Source organism: Rosenbergiella sp. YN46 (assembly GCF_036620675.1).
In the GTDB taxonomy this organism is placed as follows: domain Bacteria; phylum Pseudomonadota; class Gammaproteobacteria; order Enterobacterales; family Enterobacteriaceae; genus Jejubacter.
Window position 1 is genome coordinate 99,698 of record NZ_JAZHEE010000001.1, and the last position, 25,441, is coordinate 125,138.

37 protein-coding genes are annotated in these 25,441 nt (G+C 51.4%); 10 read left to right on the forward strand and 27 right to left on the reverse strand.

The window, feature by feature from the left end:
• Nucleotides 1-3: 3 nt before the first annotated feature.
• The 13 genes from V3W49_RS00450 to V3W49_RS00510 form a co-directional block, all read right to left on the reverse strand.
• Nucleotides 4-951 (reverse strand): DUF2184 domain-containing protein, encoded by a 948-nt coding sequence (locus V3W49_RS00450; RefSeq protein WP_500142936.1) that lies wholly within the window; start codon nt 949-951, stop codon nt 4-6.
• A gap of 8 nt (nt 952-959) precedes the next feature.
• Entirely contained in the window at nt 960-1,478 is a 519-nt protein-coding gene (locus V3W49_RS00455; protein ID WP_500142938.1) for a structural cement protein Gp24, read from the reverse strand.
• A gap of 11 nt (nt 1,479-1,489) precedes the next feature.
• On the reverse strand, nt 1,490-2,755 hold the full coding sequence (locus tag V3W49_RS00460; RefSeq protein WP_500142940.1) for a DUF2213 domain-containing protein: 1,266 nt from the start codon (nt 2,753-2,755) through the stop codon (nt 1,490-1,492).
• A 48-nt stretch (nt 2,756-2,803) separates the two neighbouring features.
• On the reverse strand, nt 2,804-3,007 hold the full coding sequence (locus tag V3W49_RS00465; RefSeq protein ID WP_500142941.1) for a hypothetical protein: 204 nt from the start codon (nt 3,005-3,007) through the stop codon (nt 2,804-2,806).
• A gap of 3 nt (nt 3,008-3,010) precedes the next feature.
• Nucleotides 3,011-3,544: a phage head morphogenesis protein gene (locus V3W49_RS00470; protein WP_500143251.1), complete on the reverse strand. Its 534-nt coding sequence runs from the start codon at nt 3,542-3,544 to the stop codon at nt 3,011-3,013.
• Nucleotides 3,545-3,614: 70 nt separating this feature from the next.
• Nucleotides 3,615-5,087: a DUF1073 domain-containing protein gene (locus tag V3W49_RS00475; protein ID WP_500143253.1), complete on the reverse strand. Its 1,473-nt coding sequence runs from the start codon at nt 5,085-5,087 to the stop codon at nt 3,615-3,617.
• 210 nt (nt 5,088-5,297) lie between these two features.
• Nucleotides 5,298-6,698, reverse strand: a complete 1,401-nt coding sequence (locus V3W49_RS00480; protein ID WP_500142942.1) for a PBSX family phage terminase large subunit — start codon at nt 6,696-6,698, stop codon at nt 5,298-5,300.
• Entirely contained in the window at nt 6,625-7,413 is a 789-nt protein-coding gene (locus tag V3W49_RS00485) for a hypothetical protein (RefSeq protein ID WP_500142943.1), read from the reverse strand. Before V3W49_RS00485 ends, V3W49_RS00480 begins: the two co-directional genes overlap by 74 nt.
• 61 nt (nt 7,414-7,474) lie before the next feature.
• The gene (locus V3W49_RS00490) at nt 7,475-7,675 is read right to left on the reverse strand and encodes a hypothetical protein (protein WP_500142944.1); all 201 of its coding nucleotides are present in this window, start codon (nt 7,673-7,675) and stop codon (nt 7,475-7,477) included.
• A 117-nt stretch (nt 7,676-7,792) separates the two neighbouring features.
• Complete coding sequence (locus tag V3W49_RS00495) at nt 7,793-7,933, reverse strand: hypothetical protein (RefSeq protein ID WP_500142945.1); 141 nt, start codon at nt 7,931-7,933, stop codon at nt 7,793-7,795.
• Entirely contained in the window at nt 7,933-8,463 is a 531-nt protein-coding gene (locus tag V3W49_RS00500) for a DUF2514 family protein (RefSeq protein WP_500142947.1), read from the reverse strand. Before V3W49_RS00500 ends, V3W49_RS00495 begins: the two co-directional genes overlap by 1 nt.
• Nucleotides 8,460-9,089, reverse strand: a complete 630-nt coding sequence (locus tag V3W49_RS00505; RefSeq protein ID WP_500142948.1) for a glycoside hydrolase family 19 protein — start codon at nt 9,087-9,089, stop codon at nt 8,460-8,462. Before V3W49_RS00505 ends, V3W49_RS00500 begins: the two co-directional genes overlap by 4 nt.
• Nucleotides 9,089-9,424: a phage holin, lambda family gene (locus V3W49_RS00510; protein WP_500142950.1), complete on the reverse strand. Its 336-nt coding sequence runs from the start codon at nt 9,422-9,424 to the stop codon at nt 9,089-9,091. The genes V3W49_RS00505 and V3W49_RS00510 overlap by 1 nt, the downstream gene beginning before the upstream one ends.
• A 236-nt stretch (nt 9,425-9,660) precedes the next feature.
• On the opposite strand from V3W49_RS00510, the gene V3W49_RS00515 reads away from it, so the two are divergent.
• Nucleotides 9,661-10,692, forward strand: a complete 1,032-nt coding sequence (locus V3W49_RS00515) for a nucleoid-associated protein (RefSeq protein ID WP_500142951.1) — start codon at nt 9,661-9,663, stop codon at nt 10,690-10,692.
• A complete protein-coding gene (locus V3W49_RS00520; protein WP_500142952.1) occupies nt 10,679-11,857 on the forward strand; it encodes a hypothetical protein in 1,179 nt (392 codons plus the stop codon). The genes V3W49_RS00515 and V3W49_RS00520 overlap by 14 nt, the downstream gene beginning before the upstream one ends.
• Before the next feature lie 19 nt (nt 11,858-11,876).
• Here V3W49_RS00520 and V3W49_RS00525 read toward each other — a convergent pair whose 3' ends face one another.
• From V3W49_RS00525 to V3W49_RS00585, 13 genes are all read right to left on the reverse strand, one after another.
• Entirely contained in the window at nt 11,877-12,224 is a 348-nt protein-coding gene (locus tag V3W49_RS00525; protein ID WP_500142954.1) for an antiterminator Q family protein, read from the reverse strand.
• Nucleotides 12,217-12,801 carry an MT-A70 family methyltransferase gene (locus tag V3W49_RS00530; protein ID WP_500142956.1) on the reverse strand — a complete coding sequence of 195 codons (585 nt, stop codon included), beginning with the start codon at nt 12,799-12,801 and terminating at the stop codon, nt 12,217-12,219. The genes V3W49_RS00525 and V3W49_RS00530 overlap by 8 nt, the downstream gene beginning before the upstream one ends.
• On the reverse strand, nt 12,798-13,088 hold the full coding sequence (locus tag V3W49_RS00535) for a DUF1364 domain-containing protein (protein ID WP_500142958.1): 291 nt from the start codon (nt 13,086-13,088) through the stop codon (nt 12,798-12,800). The genes V3W49_RS00530 and V3W49_RS00535 overlap by 4 nt, the downstream gene beginning before the upstream one ends.
• Nucleotides 13,085-13,681, reverse strand: a complete 597-nt coding sequence (locus V3W49_RS00540; RefSeq protein ID WP_500142959.1) for a DUF1367 family protein — start codon at nt 13,679-13,681, stop codon at nt 13,085-13,087. Before V3W49_RS00540 ends, V3W49_RS00535 begins: the two co-directional genes overlap by 4 nt.
• 353 nt (nt 13,682-14,034) lie before the next feature.
• Entirely contained in the window at nt 14,035-14,271 is a 237-nt protein-coding gene (locus tag V3W49_RS00545; protein ID WP_500142961.1) for a DinI-like family protein, read from the reverse strand.
• A gap of 169 nt (nt 14,272-14,440) precedes the next feature.
• Entirely contained in the window at nt 14,441-14,779 is a 339-nt protein-coding gene (locus V3W49_RS00550; RefSeq protein WP_500142963.1) for a hypothetical protein, read from the reverse strand.
• Nucleotides 14,779-15,039: a hypothetical protein gene (locus V3W49_RS00555; protein WP_500142964.1), complete on the reverse strand. Its 261-nt coding sequence runs from the start codon at nt 15,037-15,039 to the stop codon at nt 14,779-14,781. The genes V3W49_RS00550 and V3W49_RS00555 overlap by 1 nt, the downstream gene beginning before the upstream one ends.
• A 253-nt stretch (nt 15,040-15,292) precedes the next feature.
• Nucleotides 15,293-16,669, reverse strand: coding sequence for a replicative DNA helicase (locus V3W49_RS00560; protein ID WP_500142966.1), 1,377 nt, complete (start codon nt 16,667-16,669; stop codon nt 15,293-15,295).
• Nucleotides 16,666-17,271, reverse strand: a complete 606-nt coding sequence (locus tag V3W49_RS00565; RefSeq protein ID WP_500142967.1) for an ATP-binding protein — start codon at nt 17,269-17,271, stop codon at nt 16,666-16,668. The genes V3W49_RS00560 and V3W49_RS00565 overlap by 4 nt, the downstream gene beginning before the upstream one ends.
• Nucleotides 17,264-18,208 (reverse strand): phage replication initiator YdaU family protein, encoded by a 945-nt coding sequence (locus tag V3W49_RS00570; protein ID WP_500142969.1) that lies wholly within the window; start codon nt 18,206-18,208, stop codon nt 17,264-17,266. The genes V3W49_RS00565 and V3W49_RS00570 overlap by 8 nt, the downstream gene beginning before the upstream one ends.
• Nucleotides 18,209-18,210: 2 nt before the next feature.
• A complete protein-coding gene (locus V3W49_RS00575; RefSeq protein WP_500142970.1) occupies nt 18,211-18,426 on the reverse strand; it encodes a hypothetical protein in 216 nt (71 codons plus the stop codon).
• Between the two features lie 27 nt (nt 18,427-18,453).
• A complete protein-coding gene (locus V3W49_RS00580) occupies nt 18,454-18,909 on the reverse strand; it encodes a toxin YdaT family protein (protein WP_500142972.1) in 456 nt (151 codons plus the stop codon).
• Nucleotides 18,910-18,977: 68 nt separating this feature from the next.
• A complete protein-coding gene (locus tag V3W49_RS00585; protein ID WP_500142973.1) occupies nt 18,978-19,184 on the reverse strand; it encodes a Cro/CI family transcriptional regulator in 207 nt (68 codons plus the stop codon).
• An 80-nt stretch (nt 19,185-19,264) separates the two neighbouring features.
• On the opposite strand from V3W49_RS00585, the gene V3W49_RS00590 reads away from it, so the two are divergent.
• Nucleotides 19,265-19,654 carry a helix-turn-helix domain-containing protein gene (locus V3W49_RS00590; RefSeq protein WP_500142975.1) on the forward strand — a complete coding sequence of 130 codons (390 nt, stop codon included), beginning with the start codon at nt 19,265-19,267 and terminating at the stop codon, nt 19,652-19,654.
• Between the two features lie 266 nt (nt 19,655-19,920).
• Here the strand turns inward: V3W49_RS00590 and V3W49_RS00595 are convergent, their stop codons facing one another.
• Nucleotides 19,921-20,328, reverse strand: a complete 408-nt coding sequence (locus V3W49_RS00595; protein WP_500142977.1) for a hypothetical protein — start codon at nt 20,326-20,328, stop codon at nt 19,921-19,923.
• Nucleotides 20,329-20,519: 191 nt separating this feature from the next.
• On the opposite strand from V3W49_RS00595, the gene V3W49_RS00600 reads away from it, so the two are divergent.
• From V3W49_RS00600 to V3W49_RS00630, 7 genes are all read left to right on the forward strand, one after another.
• Nucleotides 20,520-20,840 (forward strand): hypothetical protein, encoded by a 321-nt coding sequence (locus tag V3W49_RS00600; RefSeq protein WP_500142979.1) that lies wholly within the window; start codon nt 20,520-20,522, stop codon nt 20,838-20,840.
• 9 nt (nt 20,841-20,849) lie between these two features.
• The gene (locus V3W49_RS00605; protein WP_500142980.1) at nt 20,850-21,119 is read left to right on the forward strand and encodes a hypothetical protein; all 270 of its coding nucleotides are present in this window, start codon (nt 20,850-20,852) and stop codon (nt 21,117-21,119) included.
• A gap of 48 nt (nt 21,120-21,167) precedes the next feature.
• Nucleotides 21,168-23,282, forward strand: a complete 2,115-nt coding sequence (locus tag V3W49_RS00610; protein ID WP_500142981.1) for a RecE-related exodeoxyribonuclease — start codon at nt 21,168-21,170, stop codon at nt 23,280-23,282.
• Nucleotides 23,279-23,776 carry a siphovirus Gp157 family protein gene (locus tag V3W49_RS00615; RefSeq protein ID WP_138096746.1) on the forward strand — a complete coding sequence of 166 codons (498 nt, stop codon included), beginning with the start codon at nt 23,279-23,281 and terminating at the stop codon, nt 23,774-23,776. Before V3W49_RS00610 ends, V3W49_RS00615 begins: the two co-directional genes overlap by 4 nt.
• Nucleotides 23,777-23,778: 2 nt before the next feature.
• On the forward strand, nt 23,779-23,964 hold the full coding sequence (locus V3W49_RS00620; RefSeq protein ID WP_500142982.1) for a hypothetical protein: 186 nt from the start codon (nt 23,779-23,781) through the stop codon (nt 23,962-23,964).
• A 209-nt stretch (nt 23,965-24,173) separates the two neighbouring features.
• Nucleotides 24,174-24,389: a DUF4224 domain-containing protein gene (locus V3W49_RS00625; protein ID WP_500142983.1), complete on the forward strand. Its 216-nt coding sequence runs from the start codon at nt 24,174-24,176 to the stop codon at nt 24,387-24,389.
• A gap of 2 nt (nt 24,390-24,391) precedes the next feature.
• The gene (locus V3W49_RS00630; protein WP_500142984.1) at nt 24,392-25,423 is read left to right on the forward strand and encodes a tyrosine-type recombinase/integrase; all 1,032 of its coding nucleotides are present in this window, start codon (nt 24,392-24,394) and stop codon (nt 25,421-25,423) included.
• Nucleotides 25,424-25,441 lie beyond the last annotated feature (18 nt).

A 25,441-nucleotide genomic window follows, 5' to 3' on the forward strand; every position in this document is an offset into this window, starting at 1 on the left:
TGGTCAGGATGCCGGGACATCCAGATATGAAATGGTATTCGCGTATGGCGTTTCTACCTGACCTAGGCGGCCGTAGTAGGTGGTGAGCTGATGCAGGCCGCGATATTCCAGCGGCGTGTTCAGCAGCGGCACCAGAGGGAAGCGAATGTATTTTTCATCCTGGGTGTACGCAACGATACGATGCGCGCCATTGGCGCCGCGCTTGCTCGCCCACTTCATAGAGACGATTTCCAGCGGCTCCCCGTTCTCCTGGAACGCGATAGTGTTGATCTTCACGTATTCCAGTACGGAAATATTCCCTGCTTCGGAAACCTTCTTGCTGGCCAGCAGGCCGAACAGCTCGGGAGCCAGCCCAATTTTGCGGGGGCACATCGCGTAACCAGAACGCAACCAGGCATCGGTCAGCACGATATTGATATCCTGCACAATGTCGTCGGGAGAGGTTGCAGCCGTCCACGCCGCAGCGGCGGCCTGTGCCGGTACCTGTTTCAGGTTCAACAGGCCAGTAATACCCAGTCCCTCATCGCCGATATACACCTGCTCGTCAACGTCCATATTCCATTTCATGCGCATGGCGTCGTATTTCTGCGTGTCGACCGGGCGGCCCAACTGCTGAGCGGATGCCAGCTCCGGCAGAGTCCAGCCAATTTCCATACCCCAGAGGGTCAGCGGCTGCGCAGTTCTCTCGATGAGGAGATTCACACCGGGAATCGCCGTGGAGTTTTTGCCGATCCAGTTCTTACCGTTGGGGTTTACACCACCAGCGGCGGCCAGATCGGTATTAGTGAACGATGACATCTCATCAGCAATAGAAACATCGCTACGCAGCGAGATGTCGCGGCTCCATTTGTAGGAGACCAGCGGCAGGTTTAGCGTCTGATCCAGGCGTTCCAGCTCGCCAACGAGGAAAGCGCCTGCAGCATCGGCGGTTTTTTTGTCGATAGTAAACATAGTGTTCCTTAGATGTTGTAAGCGATTTCTACATGCCCTTTGCCGGTACCGGCTGCGGCATCACCTGGCCCCATAACCTGGGCGATGGTCAGTTGAGGGGTATTCTCAGCCGTGGAATCGGGAGCCAGCAGGAAAGAACCCAGCGGGCTATCGGTGGTCGCGCCCGCAACACGGACATAAACCGGATCGCCTTTTTTGGCCGCGGCGGCATCCCCGGAAGTGACAGTCACGCAAATGTATCCACGTTTCAGGGCATCGCCGGTGAAACCGGATTCAACGCCGATATAAGCCACATCAGAGGGAGATTGCGTCGGGTACGGGCGAACCAGAATACCGGCGACCTTATCGACCGAATCGCCATCTTCCAGGGGGACGAACTTATCGCCGTCGTACTTCCCGGCGTAGCCGTACTTATCGAATTTTTGGGTGGTGTCCAGCATGACCGGTTCAGTGGTCAGATCGCGCAGACGGGTAATCGACCCGGCGATGCCAAGCGGCATCCGGGTTAAATAGGAAGTTCCAGCCATGGGGGTACCTTTTAGTTAGAGCGTTTCCAGAACTCGGCGTACTGCTGATTCAGCTGCGCCGGATTTGCATGTTTGGAGCCAGCGGAAGGGGCGCTGTCGCGCGTGGGCGTCAGTGGGGTGATCTGATTGCGCGCTTTATTCATCGCCGCAGCGGCGGTAAACACGGCATCCACGGTAGCTTTCGGCACCTTGCTAAAATCATCAATGCCGAATGCCGCCAGGCTGTCGCCGGTACGCAGCGCGTGGTTGAGTACCTGTCGCTTAATCCCCTTGCTACCCTTCGGCTTAAATCCCGGCGCGATAATTTCAGCATCACCGATAATGTGACGCTTATATGCCGCGTCGCCGGTGATTTTCGCGTCTTCTTCCGCGTCTTCGTCGTCGGTCTGGGTTTCGTCATCATCGGGATCAGCATCACCCGTTTTCCCGGACAGAGCCTCTACGGCGGCGATCAGCTTCTTGCCCCACTCCGGGATCTCTTCATCGTCCCCGGTTGCCTCGGGGTCGGGATCATCATCGGTGGTGGTCTGCTGCTCCTCCGGCAACGATGTAGCCTGGGCGGGCGTGTTCAGGTTGATAGTGACGCCCGGGATATTGCTCATGCCGTCAGAGGGCATATCCGGCGCCTCATCGATGAGCTTTTCCAGCGCATCTTCATCTTTCGTTTTAATGGCCGTCGCCAGTTTTTTCAGCCATGACATTACAGGCTTCTCCTTTTTCATTGATGGGGCGGAATCCCCGATGGCACAGCGGGAACCCGCGCGACCCTTATCAACAATGGCTACGTGGTTCCCGGTGATTAGGTATTGCTTCGCTTTGCCTGGTGAGATCTGCTTGTAGTGGGCGTCATATCCGCAACTGACTTCACGTGCCCCGTTATTCACGGCATCAATTGCCGCCTGGCGCTTTATCAGCAGATCGGCTATCAGCAGGTCTGAATCTGCGTCGGTACCGCGGCGAACGTTCTGTATATGGCCGTGCGCCAGGTCACCGTAGTTTTCCGGGTTAACGAATACGATGTTTCCGGCGTGGTCTTCCGGATGTCCGAGTGTAACGGCGACACCTTCGAAGCTCGCCATCGTCTCAGGAGAGAAGACTTCATCTTCAGTTCTGTAGACAGTGATCAAGCCGTCCGGGCCGGGCTCAATGTCCGGCAGTTCTTCCGCCAGGTATGTTTGCGTTCCGAGGCGTGCGATCGGCACGTCCTTGCACAACAAGGAGCCGTCCGCCTGTAGGTAGCGCGTTTCGCCCAAGCGGGTGGTGAAGAAATATTTCATTGGTTACCTACTGAATAGCGGGCAATAAAAAACCGCCTGGGCGACGGTCTACAATTTGGTGAGGTTCTTGATAACTACTCGGGTTACAAGGGGGTTCTTTTCCCGGGAAATTTTAAGCAAATGTTCCACATGACCGATAAGGTTATCATTCGTTGGTGGATGTGGCTCCGTGGTGAAATAGCCATTTCCATTAAAAATAACTTCTCCGCGAGTATTGTATCCCTCGAAATACGAATAGTAGTTATGCTTCATTTTTTATCTCCTTGATGTGGGGATCTGGACTTCCGGCCAGCACTTGCAGTTCGGCAGGCATCCAGCATGGCCGGTCATGCCGTCCAGCGTTGGCGGGTTATCCCAGCGCACAAATTTATTTCGCATCCAGAAATGTGACTGGCGCGTTCCGGCACCTTCTATCCTCCACCAGTAGCCCTCTGACCCAACTGCCGTGGCCCGGGCCTCTGTTAGCGCCACGGTGGCCCGCCCGATTTCCGTTCTGGCTATAAGGCGCGCGCGGCTGGCGGCCACATCCCCGGATGACAGGATCATTTCGTAGAGTTCATCTGGTCGCTCACCATTAACCACCGCCTGCAACGCCCGGGTCTGTATATCCCGCACGCGATCGGCCGCCTCAATGGGCAGGGATTTGATAACCTGAATCTGTCGGTAAACGATATCGCTGGCAGTCTGTCCGATGGGGGTATTACCGACCACATCGCGCAGCTCATCAGAGATTGATTGCGACACGCTGCGCCACTGGTTCCACTCCTCGCGCTCTACCTGGGTGAACATGCGTTGCGCGGTCAGTTTCGCCCAGTCGTCGAGCACCAGCGAATAATCGAGTAGCTGCGACGCCGCGCGGTCAGCGCTGGCCTGTGAACCATCGTAGGATCCCGCGACGATTTCGCCGACCTGGCTCGCTATCGCCAGTAGGCTTTTCTGATACTGGATCTCCGAACGGCGGCGGAGCGCTGGCCGGAGGTTCATCCTCCTCCCACTCTTTCTTCGCATTCTCGATATCCTCATCGGTGATAGAGCCGCCAATGCCGATCACGTCCGACATGTTGCGCAGGTCAGTCATTGCAGCATGTACCGGCATAATCTGACGATCCACCAGCGTAGAAATGGCTGTAGCCACGTTGTTAGCCATGGTAGCCCGGTCAACGTCCGACATCTCCCACAGCTTGTTAAACTCGAACGAGACGCCCTTCGGCAGCTCCTCACCGAACAATGACCGCCAGGAGATATCCAGCAGCCACCGCAGGCCACGGCGTAGCCTGTTTTCCTGCTGTGTGTTTATCCGGCTATAGTAGTTCTCCAGGTCGCCGTCCCCGGTACTGAAACCAGATGGAGACTGGCCGAACAGCCTGACCAGAGGTATCCCCGTGGCGCCGGAAACCTGTTCAGCAAACCGCAGGATGACGTCGGCAACCCCGGCGAATGAATAACTATGGGTCTGGAATTCATCCTCGGCATCCATCAGTGTCATCCCTTCGATGGTCTGATATTCCCGGATCATATCCATATGGCGCATCAACCCCTTTTCCATGGGGCCACCACTAGCCAGGATGCTACGCAACCCTTTAATGCTGTACGTCCGCAGGTGGGCTTTGTGGATTAGCTGAGTTGTCCCTACCGTTGCAGTATCAAACGCCTGGATACGCTCGAAGATGCGCTCAACAACCGACATCCCCCAGCCGTTCTCGGTCTGGGCCTGCTGGAATGGCAGCTTTTCCCCATCCATTCGGATCAGGCGAGAATGGTGGATTTGCCAGGCAGGAATCCCCTGCTGGTTGGTCACAACCTCGTAGAATTTCGGCTTGCCAAAATCCGGGCCGTATTCTGTCACTAGGTCGTCATAGCTGGGCCGCAACATCCAGCGATCGAGGCAAATCACCCCTTTAAACTGGTTTTCCTTGATGGTCTCTGGACGTAGTTCCGTTGACATGTCCTGCCCTTCAATGAGAGCAACCAGAACAGCGCCACCGTACAGCCTCGACCATTTCAGGGTATTGTTCATGCCATCCCAAAGCCCGATAGACTCCCAGAACGTTTCCAGCTTTCCTTTCTGGTCGGGATCCAGTTCCCCGCCGATGGTCACCCCTTTACGTGTCATGTCATCCGCTACCGCATCGACAGCAGCACCGACCAGAAATGATGATCGGTAGGCGAATTCCAGTTCGACGCGGTTACGCGTCAGGTAGCCAGGGATGTACGTTCCGCCAGACTGGATATTTTGCGTTTGGGCTCCCAGTTTTGCGGGGAAATTGTTGTAGCCGTCGCCGGTGCGAACGGGCTGCTTTTTTCCGCCCTTACGGCGATTTTTACGGGCCATTGTCCCCCCCGTTAAATTTTCATAAAAAGGGCGCGATTTAACATAATGGACGTTACCCGCACCACGGCGAGAGCACTCGCCGGGATTATCCGGCGAAGCGGCTATTTTGATTGGTAAAGTGAGGAAAAATGGGTGAATAAACCATGCATAAAACGGGACGAAAAGTGCATAGCGCATTTTCTCGTTGAAGCGCCTGTTTTCAGCAGTTTTCTATTCCCGCCCCAACGCAGCCCAGGCATCCAGAGAGGAGTCTGTCGGAGCGAATGCCATGATGAAAGCATCGGCTACGTTCGGCGATGGAACATCACGCTTGGCCAGGTCTTTTTTACTCTCCACCATTACACGGCCATTACGATCAAAGTCGCGATGTGGCGTGGTCAACTCCAGCTTAAGTTTTTCCAGTAGCGGGCATGCTGAATCAATGCTGATCAGCTCATCAACTTCATACTGTTCACCGTTATTGATGGCATTAAAGGTATTGCGGAAGCGATCGGCCACCAGCCACCACGCCTGGGCCTTCAGGTTTGCGAAAAAATCTTTGTTCGGAATGCCGTTATATTCTCCATCCGGCTCATGGACACCAGCACCAGCGTTGAACCGCTGATAATTCACTCTGCTGGAGTAAGCATTCTCACTTCGCCGATCCTCGTTAATCTCCGAGAATTTGGCACCTGCAGAGGCACCAACGCCAATCGAGTCGTAGACGATATCTGCATTGCGTTCCAGGGCGGCCTGATATGTGCGCTGACAGCTTTTCAGCAGCTCATCTTCCTTCGCTTTCCATTCATCGGCCCAGTAGATAACAGAGCCGTGACGATAGACGTTGGCGCACTTATCGGCTCCGCTATCAGCAACGTCAAAGCCCACTCGCTTACGACCACTGGGCTCGAAGTTCAGAACCTTATGCGCATCGACCGCCGCCTCTATCCACGACAGCTTGATAATGGCCGCATCATCGTCAGACTCTGGCACTCCCTCGTAGACATGCTTAAACCCGTCAGGGTCTCGGCGCCGGGCAGCGTCGATAACTTTCAACATAGTGTCAGACAGGAAGGGGTTTTCGTCGTAATTGATTTTGCGGATCAGCGTGTCTTCTGGTGGGTCAACAACGAAGTTTCGCCACACAAAATCAGTGACCAACCCGGGGTTGAAGATAAACCAGCATTCAGAACCGGATTTACGGATCGTCGGCTCCAGAATCTTCCACTGATATTCAGTCAGGGCGTGCGCTTCTTCCAGCCACAGCACGCTGATCCCCTCCAGCGACTTTATCTCTTCGATATTTCGCCAGAGGCCGTAAAAAACGAACTCAGAGCCGGTAACCCGGTTAATAATTTTGTTATTCAGGATGCGGAATCTGTGGCGCAGGCCAAATCGGTCAATCTGGATTTTGAGCAGCGTGTAAACCGACTCCTCAATTTTGTTCTGAATCTGCCGGGCGCAGCAAAAGCGCAGGCTGTATTTATTCGCCAGGAATATCGCGAAACCGGCAGCATCCCAGGATTTCGATGATGACCGACCGCCAAAAAGCACCTTGTTACGCGCCTGTGTCGTCCAGAAATTTCTCAGAACCGGATTCAGGGTCGGTCTGGATGTCAGCGTAGAAGTCATTGAGGTCACGCTCTCCATTACCATCATCAATACCAGCATCGCGGCGCAGGCGATCAGCCTCCAGCGACACTTTTTCAGTGGCGGCTTTACGGTAGTCGGTGTCAGCAAATATTTTCCCGACAGTTGCCAGCGTTCCTACGATGGATTCAATACGCACCGTGTTACGCATCATGGCCTTTTCAGCGGCGCTAATGTTATCCATCAGAACCTTGCGCTGTTGGTCGCCCTCTGCGTCTTCCAGCAAAGTTATCCAGCGCCCGATGTTTTCCGAAGCCACCAGGTTGCTCGCCCGGAGGCGAAAGAGTTCATCCTCCAGCGTCAGCGCTCTGGCGTCTTCGATAACTTCATCTTTCAGTAGGAGGCGTCGGGCGTAACCACCGTGTTTAAGAGCGTGTTGGTTTCCAGGCTGGAATGGATTTACTGGCGGCGCAGTACGCGAACCACGAATCGGTTTCGTATCTGCGAGGCGTCCATCTTCTGGCTGTGTTCGCTTTTGCGAATCTCCAGAGGTGGCGGACTTATCTTTGGTACGCGCGTTTTTCTTCTGCGTACCTTTTTTGCGTACCTGCGTACCACCCTTGCGTACCCATTCCAGCTTCTTGGCTCTCTTCCTGATAGCCCCTTCTGTAACACCATGCTGAGCACCAATTTCACGGAGGCTCAATACCCCGGCCCGGTAAGCCGACTCAATGGCCTCCCAGTCCGGTTTTGCCATTAATTCCTCTCAAAAAGCAAAAAACCCGCCTAAGCGGGTTATAAGTAAAAAAATTGACCGTCTACCGTTTGGCGACAGCTGCTTGAATAGCATCAGCCAGATCACTAATTTCGCTTGCTACAGCTTTGAGATCGGCGGCTACTCTTGATTGAGTACTGGCACCGACAGAACCCACCGATGCCTTTGCTATCTCCAATGCAGCCTGGACAGCAAGAACCCTTTCACGATCATCAGATGTTTTAATCGTATAGCCTTCTAACATATCAACTCCCTTTCTTTTCCCCCACCAGAATGGTGGGTAACAAGATGTAAATGGGGGTTTCCATAAAAATAACAAGGCCATTATCGCAGCCACTCATTAAATGGCTGCTGTAATGCCCTATCGCTTCTCGATCTTGGCCTGCAGCTCCTTCAGCTGCTGCACGATAGCGTCACCCTGTACCGAGTGTTTGCGGTACACCAGCGCGCCAGCGACAAAACCAACGATGAGACAACCAACTGCAAGAATTGCGTATTCCATTATTTTCTCTCTCTCACTGCGTCGTAGATTCGTTCACATGCCTGGCCTGCTGTAAAACTGCGGTCAGCCTCTGCCGCATACTCTCCCGCCGCGCGGTCAGATTCGCGGAGCAGCTGGGCGTACAGTTCGGTGACCTCGGCCCTTGCCTGGCGGAGTTCGGCAACTGTGGCATTTCTGCGCTGCTCACTGTTACGGAGCTGGCGCTGTACTCGGGATATTTCGTCCCGCAACCCTGCAGCAGCCAGATCAGCCCGTTTAGCATCAGCAGCCGCAGCAGCAATTTTTTTGTCGGCATCGTTCGATTCCTTATCTACCGCAGCCTGGCGGCGGCGTTCTTCTTCGCGCTCTGCGGCCTCCCGCTGTGCCACCGCTTTAGCGTCTGCTGCGTCACGTTTGGCCCACTCCTGCTTCCATGCGGTATTAGCTGCATCCTGCCCGGCGGCATAGCGCCAGTGACCAAACCCCCAGAGAGCGGCCAGCAGCGCAACCAACACCAGCAGCCGCCAGTATTTTTCCGCTATGGCTATCATTTCAGCGCATCCAGTGCCCGACCGTATAAACTCCGGCGCTGTTCTATGCCGGTCAGGCCGCCATTGATAATCCGCGTAACTGCCGCAAGGTCGCCGGTATGCTGCAGGCAGCCACGGGAAGAAAAGAACCATGCCGCAGAGCGGGCGGCCCCATCATCTTGGGCGAGCAGTTCGGGAGCCGAAACCAGATCGGTTTTCAGCGCGGCGCCGCAGCTCCGGTAGTTTGCCAGGCCGGTGATCTGGATCAGGCCACGCCCTCGATATTTCCAGCCGTCGCCAGATCCCTGGTTGCCGAGGTAGGTTTTACCCCACTCCCCGCCGTAAACCAGATTGGCAATGGCGGGCTGATTCGCCGGGTGATCGACGGTGCGCCCCAGCATATCGGCCTGATACTGAGAAATGCGAGCCTTTCCGAATGTGGATACCAGCGCGGTCGGCGTATAGTTCAGGCTCTCGACCAGGCGGGAAAATCCGGCTGACTCATGACTAACCTGAGCGATAAACATCGCTATATCTTCCGTGGTAGTGATCCCAAACTCCGCCAGCGCGGCGTCAATATGCGGGTACCAGCGTGCGGCGGCCTCGGCACCAATACCAGCCGCTTTTTGAAACTGTGATTCGTTCATTATTTTTTCTCGATGGAGTCGCCGCTGTTGCGATCAATACGGCGATTGAATAGCGCCAGCACCTTGTCGCGTACCTTCTCAGCGCCGACAAAACCGATGGTGGCGCCGACAAAGGTCACAGAGTTACCAGGCAGGCCGAACAGTTCTAACGAACCAGCGATCGACAGCGTCAGGATCCCGCACGACAGCGCGCCGGTTACGGTTTTAACTACAGATTTTCCGTCGTAGATACTCATCAGCGCAGAAATGCTACCCGCGGCGGTAGCTGCATAGAGCGACGGCAGGAAATCTTCGATCCATTTCATTGTTTGTCCGATTAAGCCGCTCAGGATCATGGGATCACCTCCGTTATTCTCTCGGGGGTGCTGTGTAGTAGAAAGAAAGGCCACTGATAGCAGCCTAAAAAACGACAAAACCCCGCCATTGCTGGCAGGGTTTCGATGATTAAGCGATGTGACGTAGTAATCACTCTTAACAGAGTACGACAGTTTTTGCGTACGCGTTAGCTTTTTTCTAGTATTATCTTCGCCGTACTCACATAGATGTCATGGCTATAGGTAAGGATCGGCGAATGTCTGAACAAAATGAAATTACTACACATCATTTCATTGTTCACATTATGAACAAAGAACAACACGAAAATGCTACGATAGTTCCCAGCCCCGATGAGAAACCAGTACAAAATGCCTGTAAACGATTGATTGGAGACCTTACACAGCGCTACTCGGGGAGGGCTGGTAAGGGTTATGGTCGTTTTGAAGAAGATAGAGACAACTTCCCTATGGGCTCTATCATTGAAGATTATTATGTATCAAGTGAAGAAGACTTTTATAATACCAGTATTCGAATGATAAACCATTTACGAGCACGTGCCGATGCTGAGCAAATGGCTACTGGTGGCTTTGTTATCATTGCTCATACTGAAGTTAATAACCATCACTTCATGTTTGTAGCCATCTTAACTTCTGCCGTTGGATCAACTGTTCAGGACTTTGATATACGATCAAGTGAATACTTAGATATCGCTAAGCTTCGTGTAGCTGGAAGAATTGATCTTTCTGGCTGGCAGAATGGCAAAGAACGATACATTAGTTTTTTAAAAGGCCAAAACTCTGTTGCTGGTTATTTTAAAAAATTCCTTGGTTGTGATGATATTTTATTCGCAAAGCAAGAAACAACAAAACTAAGGGATATATTATTACAGTTCGCTACTGAAAGGGGATTCGAGCCTGAAGCTAGGGAAGAGTTCCTTAACCGTGCTCATGATAAACTACGCCAAATGAACAAAGATGGCCATCAATTCGATTCGCAAGAGTTCGCAAATGAGTTGTGGCCAGCAGATCCTGAATTACTACTAAACAAATTAACAAACGAAGAAATACAATTCTCTGATGGCTTTGTACCAGATGGAAATATAATCAGAAGCCTAGTGAGCTTTAAAGGTAAATCAAGGAATTGGACCCTTAAATTTGAACGCGCAGCATTACATGATGGAAGTGTGTGGTACGACCAGGATAATAATAAATTGATACTTACTGAGATCCCAGATAACCTTAGGGATGAGATTTTGGCAGAGTTAGGTGAAGAGGATGAGCAGCAATAAAGAAAGAAATTTCAAAGACTTAGTGGAATTATATAAGGCTGCCAGCTTTGAAGAAAACACATCTGGAGCCACACTCACCATTACGACAGAGGAGCTCTGTAGTATCGTTTCTGATATCATAGAGCTCCCGCAAGATTTTGGCATCACTGTCGAATCGGGTCATATAGAAGTTGGTTCTTCTCTAACTTTGAATATAAAACCACCAAGAATACGATTGGGGCAATTTCATCGTACTTTCGATGATTATTTAAAAAACGCAAAGAATAGAACAAAAGAAGCAAACAATTTTTTTATTGTAGACATTAATTATTATAATAGAGATAAAAACTCTCCATCTATAATAAAAAAATATCGAAAGGTGTTGCAATTAATATCTTTATTCAAAGAGTCTTCGGCTTATCTTGACGAAACTAATTTTGAACTAATCTTTGTAGATTCAAATGTACTTAAAATACCAACATTATATTCATCAGCAGAGCTTGAATTAATTGACGACGAATTGGTTAATAATATTATAGCTAATTTCGCTGAAGATACACACAAAGAGCAAAAACTAACAATTCTTGCCAATAGTATTAAATCCATATGTGAATCAAAAACAAAAGAAAGATCATTCCCATTCCTCTTAAGTGAATTACCACAATTACTTGATAGTTTTCAGAAAGGTTATAAAGTCTTTGTTTCCGGGTTCTCTTATGAAAAAATTCTGGATCAGCTACGAGTGGCAAAAATTGAAGAGATGGGTAAAATTCATAAGGTTTTCAGCGACATACAAAACCAAATATTGGGAATACCTGTTGCAACAATAATTGTTGCAACACAAATGAAACAAACTGTAAAATGGGATTCGCAAGCATTAATCAATACAGCTATATTACTAGGCGCCATATTTTTTACAACGATGATTGTATTTGTATTATTTAATCAATGGCAAACATTATCTGCCATCTCGGACGAACTAAAACACAAAAAAAAACAAGCTAAAAATAATTACAGTGCCATATATACAGATATAAATGGCACGTTCAATAGTTTATCGATGAGATTATTAGCACAAAAAGCTGTTTTCGTTTTTCTCGGGTTATTTGTTACAACAGGGCTTTATTTAACATTTAAATTCTATTTCCTCCTAACACCTTATGCACATAGCTATCTATTTGGGTAACGGTCTTCAGGCCGTTACCTTACTCCTTGAGCATATAAAGGACTGCATCAATAAACCCAAGAGCTGTCTGCAGATCCTTTCTTATAGTCCCATCTGAACACTTCCGTTTCTTCGCTATAGTACGCAGAGAAATTCCGATAACAAAATGAGCAATGAGAAGTTCATACTCTTCCGGCTTATACTGCTTTAATCGCCCCACGCACCCATCAATCATAATGCCTTCATCATCATCACATTGTAGACGCGACTTTTTACCGTAAGGCAGAACGCCTTTAAAACCTGCCGCTATAGGCTGCCAGTCAACGCCGCTATGTTCATCTGCAGCCCATGCGCCCCAGCGATCCAGGACCTCATACATATCACGCATTTTCCACCTCGCGTTTAATCGCTTCGCCGACTCGCAGATCGACACTGCTGTTACATTCATTTCCCCAACAGTCCCAGCCTGGGGCACTGCTGCGGGCGAATAGCTCAATGCGCGGAACATCTCCCAGTAACGCCACCAGACTGTCGCGAATCTCTTCCGGTTTGGCGCTATGGCGCCCGCGTGGTGCTGTAACATGCTGGCAAATGGACGCATCAACACGTTCTGGCAAACGGCCACGAACGGCAAACAGGCAGTCTTCCGAATTGGCCCGCGTCATATGCCCCATTCCCAGCGCAGAATTTCCCTTTTTGGGGTTCGTTTTGTGCCAGGTGAAGCCCTTCATGGTCATAAACCGGAACCCCCAGGCCTCCACCACTTTCAGCGCCTCAACCGGCTGAGTCGGTACCCACCACATAGCCAGCAGGCATGATTCAGAGTCAGCCAGTTCCCAGACGGGGAGGCGGCATATATCCGCGACGGTCATCGTTGGATATTTAAAGCCAGCACCACGCTCGCCACCTCTGCATTTATCCCGGTACGTCCAGGGCGGATCCGCATATATCAGCCGATAGCTCACAGTAATCCCTCCTCTCTCCAGACCTTCTGGGTGCGGAAAACACCCTCTGCGTGCATCAGGCGCAGTTCCTCGCGGGAATAGTCGGTTTTAATCCTGCCGTCGATGGCATCGTGACAGCAGTTGCAGGCAATGGCCGCCTGCTGGTCATTGGGTTTGCAGCCTGTGCCGCAGGTATCTGACATGCGATAATGCGCCAGTACGCTGGTATCAGGGTTGAAACAGCAAATTCCCGGAATGCGCACAGTACATTCGCGGCCGCGCGCCGCTTTACGGAGGTCTCTCTTCATGCGGCGTAACTCATTAGCTGCGCGGCAGCGTTCTCGGCTGCCTGCTGGGTTGGGAAGGTACGGTAAAGGATGTAGTTCCAGAGAACGTCCAGGACGGATTTATAGAGCTCGGAGAATTCGACATCATCCATTTTTGCGAATGAGATCGATCTCGGCTCCTGGCGTATGCTGCCATCCGGCATCCGGTGCTGAATATAGAACCCAGCCTGGATAGTCGCCCAGGCGCGGAACGCCTCAAACGATTTTACGGCGCTGATATTACCGGCGCGCTTCTGCGCGGTATCATCCAGATACTGGGTCGCCAGCTCATCCAGTACCCCTTCATGCCCGGTGTGGTATGCGATCCACTTAACGAAGCCATTAACCAGCGTTTTGTCCGCAGGAGAAATAGCACCGCCGCCCGGCGTCCAGTAATTGAATCCCAGCCCCAGCAAAGAGAAGAATTTGCGATGGAATGCCGCATTCCGCGCCTTCTTGAAATCGGCATAAATGACATCGCCCAGCCGCACCTTAGTTTCAATAAACTCCTGTGCGTCAGGCGTCGCGGGGACTAATATCCCGCCCTGTGATTTGATAAAAGAATACTGCGCCATTGGTTCCCCCGTTAGCGCAGCAATTGTTCAGAATTAAAAGCTGGTTGTTCAGGCCAGCCACTTAATTATAGCTTATTGCCGTCTGGCGATACAACAGAATATCCGGCCAGTTTTGCCAGTTCAATCAATGCGTTAAATGATGCTATGTGCTCGTCAGGGTAAACCTTACGCACATTTACGACGTGACCATCTTTGCATTGCACGACTACACGGCCATCCCGGGGTAAATAGTCAATAACATCTGAATATTCCGCCACTGTTTTACCCCCTCTGGCCGTGAATACAAATACACCTCTACAGCTGCGCTTCCTGCAGCCGTTTGGCGTTATATAAATCATTAAAATGAGGTGTGGTTAAAAAAACCAGTCGTCGGCGCTTTCCCAGGTCTCCTGGAGCAGCTCCTCGATATCTTTTTTGGTGTCGTCGTTTGCACCAAATACGAATAGCCCATCAGATCCGGCGCGGCGTATTGTCAAAGAGCAGGTTTCATCGTAGCGGGAATCCAGTCGGCGTTTTAGCTCTTGTTCCAGGGCAGGTATAGCACCATTCGGGAGCTTCTTAGACCTGTCGATCATCACTTCAATACGCATAGTCCCTCCTTTCGGGTAACTGTACATTCATACAGTATATATACTCCCAGCCAACCAATGATGCAAACTTTTAAGAGCATTTTATGCGAAAGGCACTGCGTGATTAATTTTTAACCCTCTGTTTATAAAAGAAAACCGCCATTAGGCGGCTTTCGCTCCATGTGACATGTCACAGCTTGAGTTTTATCTCATGCCAGCCACGATTTACCCAGCACTGGCTTTCACTGTCCAACGGGCATTCGCTTACGGGTAATGGGTCGCCACACCGACCGCAGCGCCTACGGCTGATCGATCGAATATGCATTCGCGCCCGTGCATCGTCCTGACGTATCAGCATTGCGATATACTCCGCGACATCATACGGTTCACGGCCAGGGCGCCGGGCGGCACGGTTCCGCTCCAGCATTTCCAGTTCCTGGGCATCCAGATGCAGTTCTATTTTGCGCTGGCCCTCCCTGGCCAGCCGCGCCCGCTGTGCTGCCTTGCGCTCTGCGGCCGTCATTGCCATTACGCGGCACCTCCCTCTTTCCTGCATTTTTCCTTCTCCCCTCTCCAGTAATTCAGTCGATCTCTAAAAAACTCCCGGTATGTCTCCGGCGTGCGGTCAATCTGCGCCAGGATGGCGCCGCGGGTTATCTGCTTCTCGAAGAGTCTGCGGACTAAGGCGCATGCGCGCATGTCGTAATGCTCTTTCAACTGGCATTCCTGCGGCCATTTGGCACGATTGAACGGCAGGCCGGGCGGGAGGTAGTCCGATTGCCCGGCCATTCTTCACCGTCCTTTTCTTTTTGATGACCGGGTCGCTGTTTTTTTATATTGCTGTGGTTTAGCCACAACAGGAGGAACGGGAGGTGGCAAGAAGCAGGCCCGGCTACGCGCCCGAGCGCCAGCGTTCATCCGCCAGATAATCAGAGAGGTGTAATCACGGCCATCATCGTTCAGGTTTGCACGGTTCGGGTAAGTCACATCATTGGTCATTGTTGGTCTTTCCTCTGTAGTTAACGCGCTGGTCAGGCGCTGATTAAAATTTCTCGGTGCTGTAACGCCGTTCTCGCTTCGGCGGCTGCTGTGCAGCGCTCTGCATTCGGGCTTTTTCCTGGGCCACGGCTTGGTCGATCGGCATGAAGTGGCCGTTTTTGAACTGCTGGTAAATCACTTTCCCCGCAGCGCTAAACCGACTTTTCCCCAGAATCACTTCGGCAATACCAGCCGCTGGGCTATCAGGGTTATAAACTTCATCGCGGTACAGAAACAGAATGCTATCAGCGTCCTGTTCGATGGAGCCGGAATCGCGCAGATCTGACATCACCGGGCGACGGCTACCAGCCGGGCGAGAATCCACAGATCGAGATAGCTGGCTTAACGCAAATACTGGAGTATGTAACCTCATAGCCATAGTTTTCAGGCTGCGGGAAATATGCGCGACGGCCAAATCGTTACGTTCCGATTTTGGTTTTTTCACCAATCCCAGATAATCAACCATGATCATTGATAAATGTGGGTATCTTCGTTTATGGGTTTCAGCAATAGCGCGTATTTGTTCAACCGTAAGATCCGTTGCATCAACAACCCAAATATCACGCCCCATTAAATCTTCTGTGGCAGTGCTAAATCTGGCCCACGCCTCATCATCAAAATCAACTGGGTTTCGCAGGCGAGATACCGACATATTTGCCACGCCAGCGATAGTTCTCTCAATAATCTGTGATGCTGCCATTTCCATACTGAATATCAGCGCACCACCGCCGGTTCGAGTAACACCATCAACCACCTTTAGAGCAAATTCCGTTTTCCCTGAACCAGGGCGACCAGCGATGACGACAAGATCCTGCTGGTTAATTCCTCCCAACGCTGCATCCAGTTCCTCAATATCAGTTTTTAAATTTTTCACCTGTTCATCTCCTTCTAGGCGCTTACCAAAAATATCGATGTACCGATCCAGTAATTCTCTGGCAATAATCGGCTGGACTGATCCGGCATCAGCGGTAACATCAATCAGTTGTGCTACCGCCTTTTCGACAACATTATCCCGCTGCTCCTGATTTATCGCATCACGAATTTCATCAGCGCTATCCTGTAGCAATTTAGCCACTTTCCGACTAAACCACGCTTTGACCATCTTTCCCGCGTAGCCCTTCAGGTTTGGTACCGTACCTGGGGCGCGCATCAACTCCGCGATATCCGCCAGGCTGTTACCGCCCAGGGCCTCGCTAATCATCATCATGTCGATCAGGCCGTCGGCCAGCGCCTGTTTTTTTATCTCGGCAAAGGTGCGACGGTAGAAGCCGACAGAGAACGCTTCTTCCGGGGTGGTAGCGATAACGTCGAAGGCGTCCGGTGTGGCGCCGCCGTTGAGCAATCCGCTCAGTACAAAGGTTTCCAGTTCCTGCGGTGTCATGCTTTACCCCGATAGCTTTCCCAGTCAAATCCCAATGTCGCAGCACTTTCCATAATTCTATCCATGCAGCGATATCCAAGAAAATTTTCAATCTCTTCAGCGGTGAAATTGCTTATGAAAATAGTCGGCCGCATATTCTCATATCGTTCATTAATAATTTCAGAAAGAATAAGGCGTTCTGATTCGGTTCCGTTCTGAAGCCCAATTTCATCAATAACGAGCAAATCAAGCCCACAATAAAAACCCAGAACATCATATTCTGTTCGTTGAGCGCCATCTCGCCAGGTATCACGGATAGCCCGGATCATTCGCTGTACGGTGGTGTGATAAACTTCCGCCTCATATCGCTCAACCAATTCACGCATAACAGCAATAGCCAGGTGCGTTTTACCAGTTCCGGGTTTCCCACAAAGTACAAGATTAGTACCGGTTTTATTTACTGACTCCCAGCCTTCAACAAACTGGTGACATAAATCCTGACATTCCTGAGCCTTTGGATTTATCGCTGTAAAGCTGGAAAGTGACACCTTCTGAAAACGCTTCTTGACGCCGCATTTGGTCAATAATATTTCTGCAATGTCTTTCTCAATTTCTTTATTCATTTTCTGCCTTCCGATCATTAATTTTCCAGCTTACCCGCGCTTCGAATTTGCGCCTGTTCAGATCCTCTGACGTGTCTGTTTGCTGCCGCCGGTGATTACTGGCAGCGGAAACTTTTTCTGGGAAAAGACCTGTCCAGCCACAGGTTATGGATTTGATGATTACCTCGTCCGGCACCGGATGGCTTTCCAGAGATTTAGCCTGACGGCGACAAGACGTTTCTGTCAGTGGCTGTTTTTTATCCCGACGGTGTTTTATCCATTCGCCCCAGACATCAACACTGACGTTTTCAGGTCTGAGTTCCATTGGGTCAAAAGTGTGTTTTTTACGCTTTCCACTAACGCTGGCGTCAGCCTGCGTATTGGTTTTAATCTCTGTATGTGTATTCTCTGTAGTAGTCTCTGTATACGTCTCACTTTTCGGCGTATCAGTGGTTACGTCAGAACGTAGGAGGGTGTTACGTTTAAACGTAGGAGGGGTTACATTTTCACGTACCTCCTGTTCCATTAAAACGGTGGTGGTAATCTCAGTGATGCGGCTCACTACTGGCTCCACATACAGCACATTGCTCAGTGTAAGACCTGCATCAGTCTGAACGGTACGAAGCTCAAGCGTCACCAGACCAGCATCACGAAGGCGTTTCAGTGCGTCGGTGGCTTCCCGCTTGGAGAATCCGAACTGGTCAGCGAATGCCTGATAGCTGCGCTGTAGCTTGTCACCATGAAAACGCTTGCGATACTCGATTACGGCACCGGTTTGCTCGTCGCGAACCTCTGCTGGTCGGTACCAGTAAACGATTTCCGACAGCAACACAATCGCCGTACAATCGGGCTTACCACTTGGCAGCGCCACATGGCGCCACCAGTTGGACGGGATCACATTCCCGGTTATATTCAGTCGGCCAATAGCTGTTACCGCATCTGTTGGTGATGATCTCATAATCAGATCCCCAGCGCGTCAGCGATGCGCAAGCAAGCAGCCTGGTATGCGTCCGCGTCTAGGTTCTCGGTACGCAGCTCAGCTTTAAGCTGTTCGTAGTGCTCCCAGATCGCCGCTGTCCGGCGCTCTTCGAAAATTGGGCGAATATCTGCTGCCATCACTGGCCGATTGTTCAGGCGGAAGCCGTTCCGCCACGTAATGCGGGTTTCGGTTTGCATGTTGGTCTTTCCTCTGGTGGTTCGGTCTTACTCACATACGCTGGTCAGGCGCTGAGTTTCGGCTATGGCCTGCAAGGCTTGGGCCACCCTCTGGGGGCGATCTCTGGCATCGAGCAGCAAAGCAATTATCGCCGCCGCAAACTCACGTATCGCCACGCAAATCAGGTACTGGGTCGTCATCCCCAGGCGCGCGTATCGCTCTGCTGGCAAAGCTGCTTCCATCGCGCTGGCAAGCGCCTGCACTTTAGAGCGGGCCGCTTTGGTCTCGCTTCGGAGCCAGCGGAAAATCTGCTGCCGGTTATTGTTGATGGCGCGCCAGTCTGCGTTCCCGGCTGCGTCTTCCATAGCGTGAAGCTTCACAGAACCGCGATTGCCACCCATGCGAAACCACATTCTCGTAATCTCGATTGCGACATGCTCCTGCCCTGCTTCGACTGCCCAGTTCATGACTTCTCGCTTCAGATCGTTGATGTTTTTATCCATGGTCGCGTCTCCTGTCGCTAAACCTGAAAACCTGATTATGCGTAATCAGATTTTTATCTAACCTTGCATTAACCTACGCCATGGAATGCATGATTTCGGCACTTATAAACATCCGGGTCATACTTTAATTCCCCGTCTGTGATTATGGACAAACGAGCGGCACGCCCTTCTGGTACAAGCTCTCCCCATGCATACACAGTTGGAGTTTTTACGCCGGCAGCCTCTGCTAATTTACGCTTACTGCCAAAATGTTTTATTGCTTCTGACGTTAACATGAACACCTCCATTGTTAGATTTTCCTAACAATTTATTTGTTCAGGATAGCGAAGTCAAGAAAATTTAGAATTCCCTAACTATGACAATTCCAGGTGAGCGCATTAGAGCGCGAAGAAAAGAACTTAAACTCACCCAGCGTGCTCTTGCAAAGCTGGTTAAGGTTTCACACGTCACCATTTCCCAGTGGGAAACAGGGGATAGTGAGCCAGGAGGAAAGAATCTGTTTTCACTTAGCAATTCTTTACAATGTTCCCCCACCTGGATTCTCTATGGTGACGAAGGTAGTGAGCCCGGTACACCAGAAGCACTTCCACGAGAGTTAGACCCACAGGAAAAAGAGCTTGTAGAGCTCTTTTCATCCCTTCCCGAATCTGAAAAAGAGCGCCATCTTGACGAGCTAAGAGAAAAAGTCGATGGATTCAATCGTCTTTTCGAAGAGCTGTTGAAAGCCAGAAAGAAAAATAAATAACTCTTACTATCAATGTGTTATGTGTTTTTTTGTCTTTTTTGTTCGTTTTGTCTAACTTTTTAATTGACTGAAAAGTTAGATTTGTCTAAATTCATCCCATCAACGACGCACTAACCACGCGGCGATTGTTCAGAAACGTTCTGGCAGTTCGGGAAGACGAACAGTGAGGTGACCCATGACAGGTACACAAGAAAAAAGGCTCATCAATGACGTGAAGAGCCTGAGAGGCGAGATAGAAACGCAGCTTACCCGTAGCAAGTTACGGATTAATGAGATTCATTTTCGTGTTGAAGACGCAATCCACGAAGCATTTTGTAAGTTTCAATCTCAACATAACGAGCAAACTCTTTAATTTCATCGCTTTCGTCACCTGCTGGACTGACAAAAGCATTTAGCAGTTTTTCCGTCATTGATAACGCTGACGCTCTTTGCTCAGGTGACATCGCGGCCAGGATACCGGAAATGATGAGTTGAGTTGCTATATCACGTGGATTTGGAGTGTATTCATTTTCCATGAGTAAAAACCTCTTTGCTGTTGTGGAGATAGCAAAGATAGCACGGCCGGGCGTGCCAAAAAATCCCGGAAAAATTACGCGGCCACAGCGGGAAAGAGTGGTGAGGAAAGACCATACCAACAGCCAGAAGTCGCTGGAACGGTCGCCCAGTCTGACCAACCTGGGCGACGCCGGATAACGTAACCGGCAACCATTAGACGTAAAAAAACCCACCGAAGTGGGTTTCTTTACCCGGGTAGGCGACCAAACCTTCCCGGAGAGTGCCACAGGGGACCAACCCTGCGGCGAGGAAAGACCAACAACCCGAAGGGCTATCGATCAGCCCTGAGTATACGAAATCAGGAGTCGCTATGGAAGCGCTACAGATCCCCGTTACGCTGTATATCCACCTTGATAACAGATCATATTCTACCGAAAAATATTTAGTCGCAGCCTGTGACATGTCACAAGGTTTTAAGGACTTTATATTGCTGGAAACCAGGCAGATCACCATCCCCTTTACTGAGCCTGAACCATTCGATCTCATTGAACGCCAGGTAACCTCTCTGCGCGACAAAAAGGCGGCAATTCAACAAACGACCGACGCAGCGGTGGCCGCTATCGACGACCAGATACAGCAGCTGTTGTGCATCGATCATACCCCCGTGGACGAAGACGAAATTCCCTACTGAGGTGCCCGTATGGATACCGACATCATGCGCGAAGACCTGATCAGCGATGAGGCCCATGCCGCCGAACGGCGCGACGAATTCGAAGCGGCCGCCACACTCGGTTATACCGACGAAGCCGTGGAGGTATTCACCTGGATCGATGGCGAGGCGCCGGAGGTTCGGGATCGCCTACTGATGGCCGTCATGATGGCAACGCCCGATACCCTGGCCCGGCGTCAGATCGAGCTTTACTGCTGGTACTGCGACCAGGTGCGTACCGTAGCGCGCAACAAGTTTTGACCACTGGCGCCAGAACGGCGCCTTTTAACCACAGAGGAAAGACCAACAATGACCATTTTCAACGTTTTCCTGGAGCCCAAGAAGGGCTCAATCAAAAAGGGGGCGAAGCCACTGGCAGCAGCGGTCGAAGCACCTAACAAGAAAGCGGCGGAGGGGATCGCTACCGGGATGTTGTGGCAGCACTACCCCGCCCACGGCGACGACTATTTTAAGCCCAAAGTCTGGGAAGTTGCCGACGGCCAGCAGCACCCCACTGTCGGCGCGTTCGATGAACAGTTCGCCGAGTCTCATAGCTTCAACGGTGAGCAGTGGATCGATAATGCGGATCAGCAGCAGGAAACCAGCCCGGAATCTGGTGATCTCAACATTATGAAGCTCCCGGCGCGCGAGCGTTTCGCCTTCGTTCTCCTGTTCAGTAATGCTGAACTGGATAGCGCCCTGCTCTCTCAGACCCGGGATTATCTCGATAACCTCGACAATGGCGACGAGTGCAATAAAGACGACGAGGATCTCTTTAACCGCAACATTCTCAATGTGATGACTGAGATTCCGTCCGTTGCTCACATGCATATCGACGGGCTGAATAACCTGATTCAAGGTATCTATAGCAACTTCGATAACCAGCTGCCGGGCCAGGCCGAGATATACCAGTTTGCTAAAAAGTGGGTAGACAACCCCAGCGACCGTGACTCCCTCGTTACGCCGGCAGCGGCCCAGGCACAGCGTAAACCGTCGGCGCCGCGCAGCTACTCCCACACCTATGCAACCCTGGATCAGGAAGTTGCGCTGGCGCTGATCCCTGTCAACGAATCAGAACCAGTAACGGCCAGAGTCCTGGCCGCAGCAAAGGACATCATCAGCGCTGATCGCGAGGATTTTAAACGCTGGTCTATGGCACTGCGCACTACTGAAGCGATCCTGAAATATGACCGCGCCAGCATTTTCGGGGTTATCCAGAATGCGCCGGCATCCGATACGTATCGTTTCCCTGATTCCCTGCGTCGGTATATCGATTCATGGCTGGCAGAGAACGGTATCAGGGAAGAAACCGAAGAATCCCCCTCAAATCAGGGCGAAAAAACGGAAGTGGCCGCGCCAGCGTCGGCACCAGCACCAACGCAGGAGCAGGAGCAGGAGCAGGAGACTGTAACCGACGACCAGGCGAAACAGGCACGCGAAACCCTTAACAACATGGGGTATGGCGTCTATGCAGAAGAGCCGCTCAGCGAAAAAGCTAAGGCGCTCGCGGATAATGCCGAAGCGCTGGCGCGCCAGGTCGGCGGTGACGACTTCCAGCAACGCGCCAGCAGCGTAGAAAAAGCACTGTCTGAGAAGCCTGAGCCTGAACAGGAGAACCTAAATATCTGGCGCCGGGTCATGCGCACAGATCCGCAATACACCAAGCCACTGGATGCCGGGGGATTTTCTGGCACGTCTATCAACGCTGAATACATGTTTATGCGCGCAACCGAGCTTTTCGGCCCTGTTGGTGCAGGGTGGGGTTATGAAGTGCTAGAAGAGAAGTTGCTCCCGGGTGCTCCCATGTCAGAAGCCGTATACGACGATAAAGGGAAATTTTCCCGTAACGTTTTGTTGCGCGACGGTGACGGTACGTTGATTTTTGAACAAAACCATTCGATGAAGATCGAGTTCTGGTACCGGAATGGCGAGACACGCGGCACGGTAGAAGCGTATGGCGCCACTAAATACCTTTATAAAAGCGGTAACGGCCGCATCATTGCCGATAGTGAAGCCATGAAAAAGAGCCTCACTGACGCGATTAAGAAAGCGCTATCACTCCTTGGCTTCTCCGCTGATATTTACCTTGGCTGGTATGACAGCGAGGAATACAAGGCAGAGAACAAAACGGAATTCGAGATCCGCAACGCAAGCGATAAAGCCGAAGATGTCACCCGGTTACGCCAGGAACTGGACGATAAGCTGGCCCGGGTTGCTAAAACCCTCGAAGGCGCGATCACCGTTAATGAAGCAACAAAGGTATACAGCCAGATCGCCCGTGAAGTGGAGACTCACCGCAAAGCTGCAGAGGCTAAAGGCGATACCGAACATGCCCGTTACCTGGCTGGCCGTCTTCGCCGCCTGACCACCATCAAAGATGAGCGCACAGCCGCCCTGAAAGCCGCAGAGGAGAAAACCGCATGACTACCGCTATCGCATTAGCTAACGACTTTGCAGCGCTGCAGGAGCTGCTGGAGACCTCAGACGACCTGACGCCGGAAATGGTAGCCGATACTCTGGAAGGTCTGGGCGGCGAGCTGGCCGACAAGCTCGACGCTGTATATTCCCACGTCCGCAATATTGAGGGGCTGGCGAAGACCTGCGACGAAGAAGCCAAACGTCTGGCGGCGCGTAAGAAGTCATTCGACGGCAAAGCTAAATCACTGCGTGGCTACGTTCTGCAGTGTCTGCTTGCATCCGGTCAGGACAAGCTTAAGACCGCTAAAAACACGTTCACGGCGCGCAAAGGATCCGCCAGCGTCGTGATCGATGATGTCGATGCTCTTCCTGATGAACTGGTTACTGTTCAGACGCAGGTAGCACCGGATAAGAAGGCTATCAAAGAAGCTCTTGAAAACGGCGTGGACGTCCCGGGCGCTCACATTGAGATCGGCGAACGTAGCCTGGCGGTGAGGTGATTATGCTCAAATTGTCACTCCGCCGCGGTGATGCGGTACACGTCATTTTGCCGGACGGTACGAACGGCATCATTGAGGCCCGCAGTCGCTGCGAACTGGGTATGCATATGCCACCGGCCGTTAAGCTGACGCGTGAGAAAGCCGCCTTTTCTCCGCCCGAAAACCTGATTACGCGTAATCAGAAATAAACCGCCGCCATCGCTACATTGTTCCCTCACCCACCAGCGAGGTACAGCAATGCAGCGATGGCAACCAGGGGAGCTTCTGCTCTCCGATTTCGATATCAAAATTGGCCGACTTTCGGCCAGCGTTAGAAAAGCGAGCCTGACCAGCTCGGATATAGAGCGGGCATGTCGTGAGACCGACGACGCTATAGCCCGAATGATGGGGAAAGACTATGAACGACCTGCTGACCGACGAGGAACTGACTGAACTGACCGGCTATGTATTCCCGTCGAAACAATGTGCGGCTCTGACCCGGGCCGGCATCTCGTTTATTCGACGTCGGGATGGCCGCCCCCGCGTCACCTGGACGCATGTTAACGCAGCCCTGACTGGTGTTCGTCAGTCGGTCGCTGAGGAAGAAGACCGCCCAAACTTTGACGCTATCTGATTATGACCAGACGTAGAAAAAACCCGGAGGATAATAAACTCCCTCCCCGCGTTTATAAAAACAAATACAGCTATTACTACAAACCAACATCGAAAGAATGCATCACCATTGGCCCGGTAACTATGCCTATTTCTCAACTGTGGGCTAAATATGAGGCTCTATTATCGGAACAGGCTAACGTTATGTCCTTCTCCCGGTTATGGGATATGTTCCTTAAAAGTGCGTACTACCTGGAATTAAAGCCCCGAACTCAAAAGGACTACCTACAGCACCAGAAAAAACTACTGGTGGTTTTTGGGAAGGTTCAGGCAGATAAAATAAAACCGGAAGATGTCAGAAAATTTATGGATCGCCGTGGACTCCAAAGTAAAACCCAGGCCAACCATGAAATGAGCAGTATGTCCCGCGTTTATCGGTGGGGATATGAAAGGGGATATGTGAAAGGTAACCCATGCCAGGGGGTAAGCAAATTTAAATCGGAGGCACGCGACAGGTATATCACCGATAAAGAATATGAGGCGATTTATCTGGTCGCTGATAACGTCGTAAGAGTGGCAATGGAAATAGCCTACCTGTGCGCGGCCCGGCTCTCTGACGTTCTGGGCCTGAAATGGAAACAGGTAGCTGATGAGGGGATCTTCATCCAGCAGGGAAAGACTGGCACAAAGCAGATTAAGCTATGGACGCCCCGACTACGCCAGGCGGTAGAGCTGGCCCACAGCTTCTCAACACCCAACAACCCGGAATCATGTGTACTTCTGGGAAACCACGGTAGCGGCTTTACGAAGCGTGGATTTAGCAACCGCTGGGAGACGGCGAGACAGAAAGCTTCCCTTTCTCTGGGGTATGCGCTCGACTGTACCTTCCATGACCTCAAAGCGAAGGGGATATCAGATTATGAAGGCAGCAGCAGAGATAAGCAGCTTTTCAGCGGCCACAAAACTGAAAGCCAGGTGCTGGTCTATGACCGAAAAATTAAGCGCTCCCCAACACTGGATCGCCCTTCTCTCACCGGGAGTAATTCTAAGCGTTAATTCTAAGTCCGTTCTAAG

Bases quoted from the DNA above. Each gene is read 5' to 3' on its own strand.
- V3W49_RS00450 (WP_500142936.1), bottom strand. From the start codon at position 951: ATGTTTACTATCGACAAAAAAACCGCCGATGCTGCAGGCGCTTTCCTC.
- V3W49_RS00455 (WP_500142938.1), bottom strand. From the start codon at position 1,478: ATGGCTGGAACTTCCTATTTAACCCGGATGCCGCTTGGCATCGCCGGG.
- V3W49_RS00460 (WP_500142940.1), bottom strand. From the start codon at position 2,755: ATGAAATATTTCTTCACCACCCGCTTGGGCGAAACGCGCTACCTACAG.
- V3W49_RS00465 (WP_500142941.1), bottom strand. From the start codon at position 3,007: ATGAAGCATAACTACTATTCGTATTTCGAGGGATACAATACTCGCGGA.
- V3W49_RS00470 (WP_500143251.1), bottom strand. From the start codon at position 3,544: ATGTTCACCCAGGTAGAGCGCGAGGAGTGGAACCAGTGGCGCAGCGTG.
- V3W49_RS00475 (WP_500143253.1), bottom strand. From the start codon at position 5,087: ATGGCCCGTAAAAATCGCCGTAAGGGCGGAAAAAAGCAGCCCGTTCGC.
- V3W49_RS00480 (WP_500142942.1), bottom strand. From the start codon at position 6,698: ATGACTTCTACGCTGACATCCAGACCGACCCTGAATCCGGTTCTGAGA.
- V3W49_RS00485 (WP_500142943.1), bottom strand. From the start codon at position 7,413: ATGGCAAAACCGGACTGGGAGGCCATTGAGTCGGCTTACCGGGCCGGG.
- V3W49_RS00490 (WP_500142944.1), bottom strand. From the start codon at position 7,675: ATGTTAGAAGGCTATACGATTAAAACATCTGATGATCGTGAAAGGGTT.
- V3W49_RS00495 (WP_500142945.1), bottom strand. From the start codon at position 7,933: ATGGAATACGCAATTCTTGCAGTTGGTTGTCTCATCGTTGGTTTTGTC.
- V3W49_RS00500 (WP_500142947.1), bottom strand. From the start codon at position 8,463: ATGATAGCCATAGCGGAAAAATACTGGCGGCTGCTGGTGTTGGTTGCG.
- V3W49_RS00505 (WP_500142948.1), bottom strand. From the start codon at position 9,089: ATGAACGAATCACAGTTTCAAAAAGCGGCTGGTATTGGTGCCGAGGCC.
- V3W49_RS00510 (WP_500142950.1), bottom strand. From the start codon at position 9,424: ATGATCCTGAGCGGCTTAATCGGACAAACAATGAAATGGATCGAAGAT.
- V3W49_RS00515 (WP_500142951.1), top strand. From the start codon at position 9,661: ATGTCTGAACAAAATGAAATTACTACACATCATTTCATTGTTCACATT.
- V3W49_RS00520 (WP_500142952.1), top strand. From the start codon at position 10,679: ATGAGCAGCAATAAAGAAAGAAATTTCAAAGACTTAGTGGAATTATAT.
- V3W49_RS00525 (WP_500142954.1), bottom strand. From the start codon at position 12,224: ATGCGTGATATGTATGAGGTCCTGGATCGCTGGGGCGCATGGGCTGCA.
- V3W49_RS00535 (WP_500142958.1), bottom strand. From the start codon at position 13,088: ATGAAGAGAGACCTCCGTAAAGCGGCGCGCGGCCGCGAATGTACTGTG.
- V3W49_RS00540 (WP_500142959.1), bottom strand. From the start codon at position 13,681: ATGGCGCAGTATTCTTTTATCAAATCACAGGGCGGGATATTAGTCCCC.
- V3W49_RS00545 (WP_500142961.1), bottom strand. From the start codon at position 14,271: ATGCGTATTGAAGTGATGATCGACAGGTCTAAGAAGCTCCCGAATGGT.
- V3W49_RS00550 (WP_500142963.1), bottom strand. From the start codon at position 14,779: ATGGCAATGACGGCCGCAGAGCGCAAGGCAGCACAGCGGGCGCGGCTG.
- V3W49_RS00555 (WP_500142964.1), bottom strand. From the start codon at position 15,039: ATGGCCGGGCAATCGGACTACCTCCCGCCCGGCCTGCCGTTCAATCGT.
- V3W49_RS00560 (WP_500142966.1), bottom strand. From the start codon at position 16,669: ATGACACCGCAGGAACTGGAAACCTTTGTACTGAGCGGATTGCTCAAC.
- V3W49_RS00565 (WP_500142967.1), bottom strand. From the start codon at position 17,271: ATGAATAAAGAAATTGAGAAAGACATTGCAGAAATATTATTGACCAAA.
- V3W49_RS00570 (WP_500142969.1), bottom strand. From the start codon at position 18,208: ATGAGATCATCACCAACAGATGCGGTAACAGCTATTGGCCGACTGAAT.
- V3W49_RS00575 (WP_500142970.1), bottom strand. From the start codon at position 18,426: ATGCAAACCGAAACCCGCATTACGTGGCGGAACGGCTTCCGCCTGAAC.
- V3W49_RS00580 (WP_500142972.1), bottom strand. From the start codon at position 18,909: ATGGATAAAAACATCAACGATCTGAAGCGAGAAGTCATGAACTGGGCA.
- V3W49_RS00585 (WP_500142973.1), bottom strand. From the start codon at position 19,184: ATGTTAACGTCAGAAGCAATAAAACATTTTGGCAGTAAGCGTAAATTA.
- V3W49_RS00590 (WP_500142975.1), top strand. From the start codon at position 19,265: ATGACAATTCCAGGTGAGCGCATTAGAGCGCGAAGAAAAGAACTTAAA.
- V3W49_RS00600 (WP_500142979.1), top strand. From the start codon at position 20,520: ATGGAAGCGCTACAGATCCCCGTTACGCTGTATATCCACCTTGATAAC.
- V3W49_RS00605 (WP_500142980.1), top strand. From the start codon at position 20,850: ATGGATACCGACATCATGCGCGAAGACCTGATCAGCGATGAGGCCCAT.
- V3W49_RS00610 (WP_500142981.1), top strand. From the start codon at position 21,168: ATGACCATTTTCAACGTTTTCCTGGAGCCCAAGAAGGGCTCAATCAAA.
- V3W49_RS00615 (WP_138096746.1), top strand. From the start codon at position 23,279: ATGACTACCGCTATCGCATTAGCTAACGACTTTGCAGCGCTGCAGGAG.
- V3W49_RS00620 (WP_500142982.1), top strand. From the start codon at position 23,779: ATGCTCAAATTGTCACTCCGCCGCGGTGATGCGGTACACGTCATTTTG.
- V3W49_RS00625 (WP_500142983.1), top strand. From the start codon at position 24,174: ATGAACGACCTGCTGACCGACGAGGAACTGACTGAACTGACCGGCTAT.
- V3W49_RS00630 (WP_500142984.1), top strand. From the start codon at position 24,392: ATGACCAGACGTAGAAAAAACCCGGAGGATAATAAACTCCCTCCCCGC.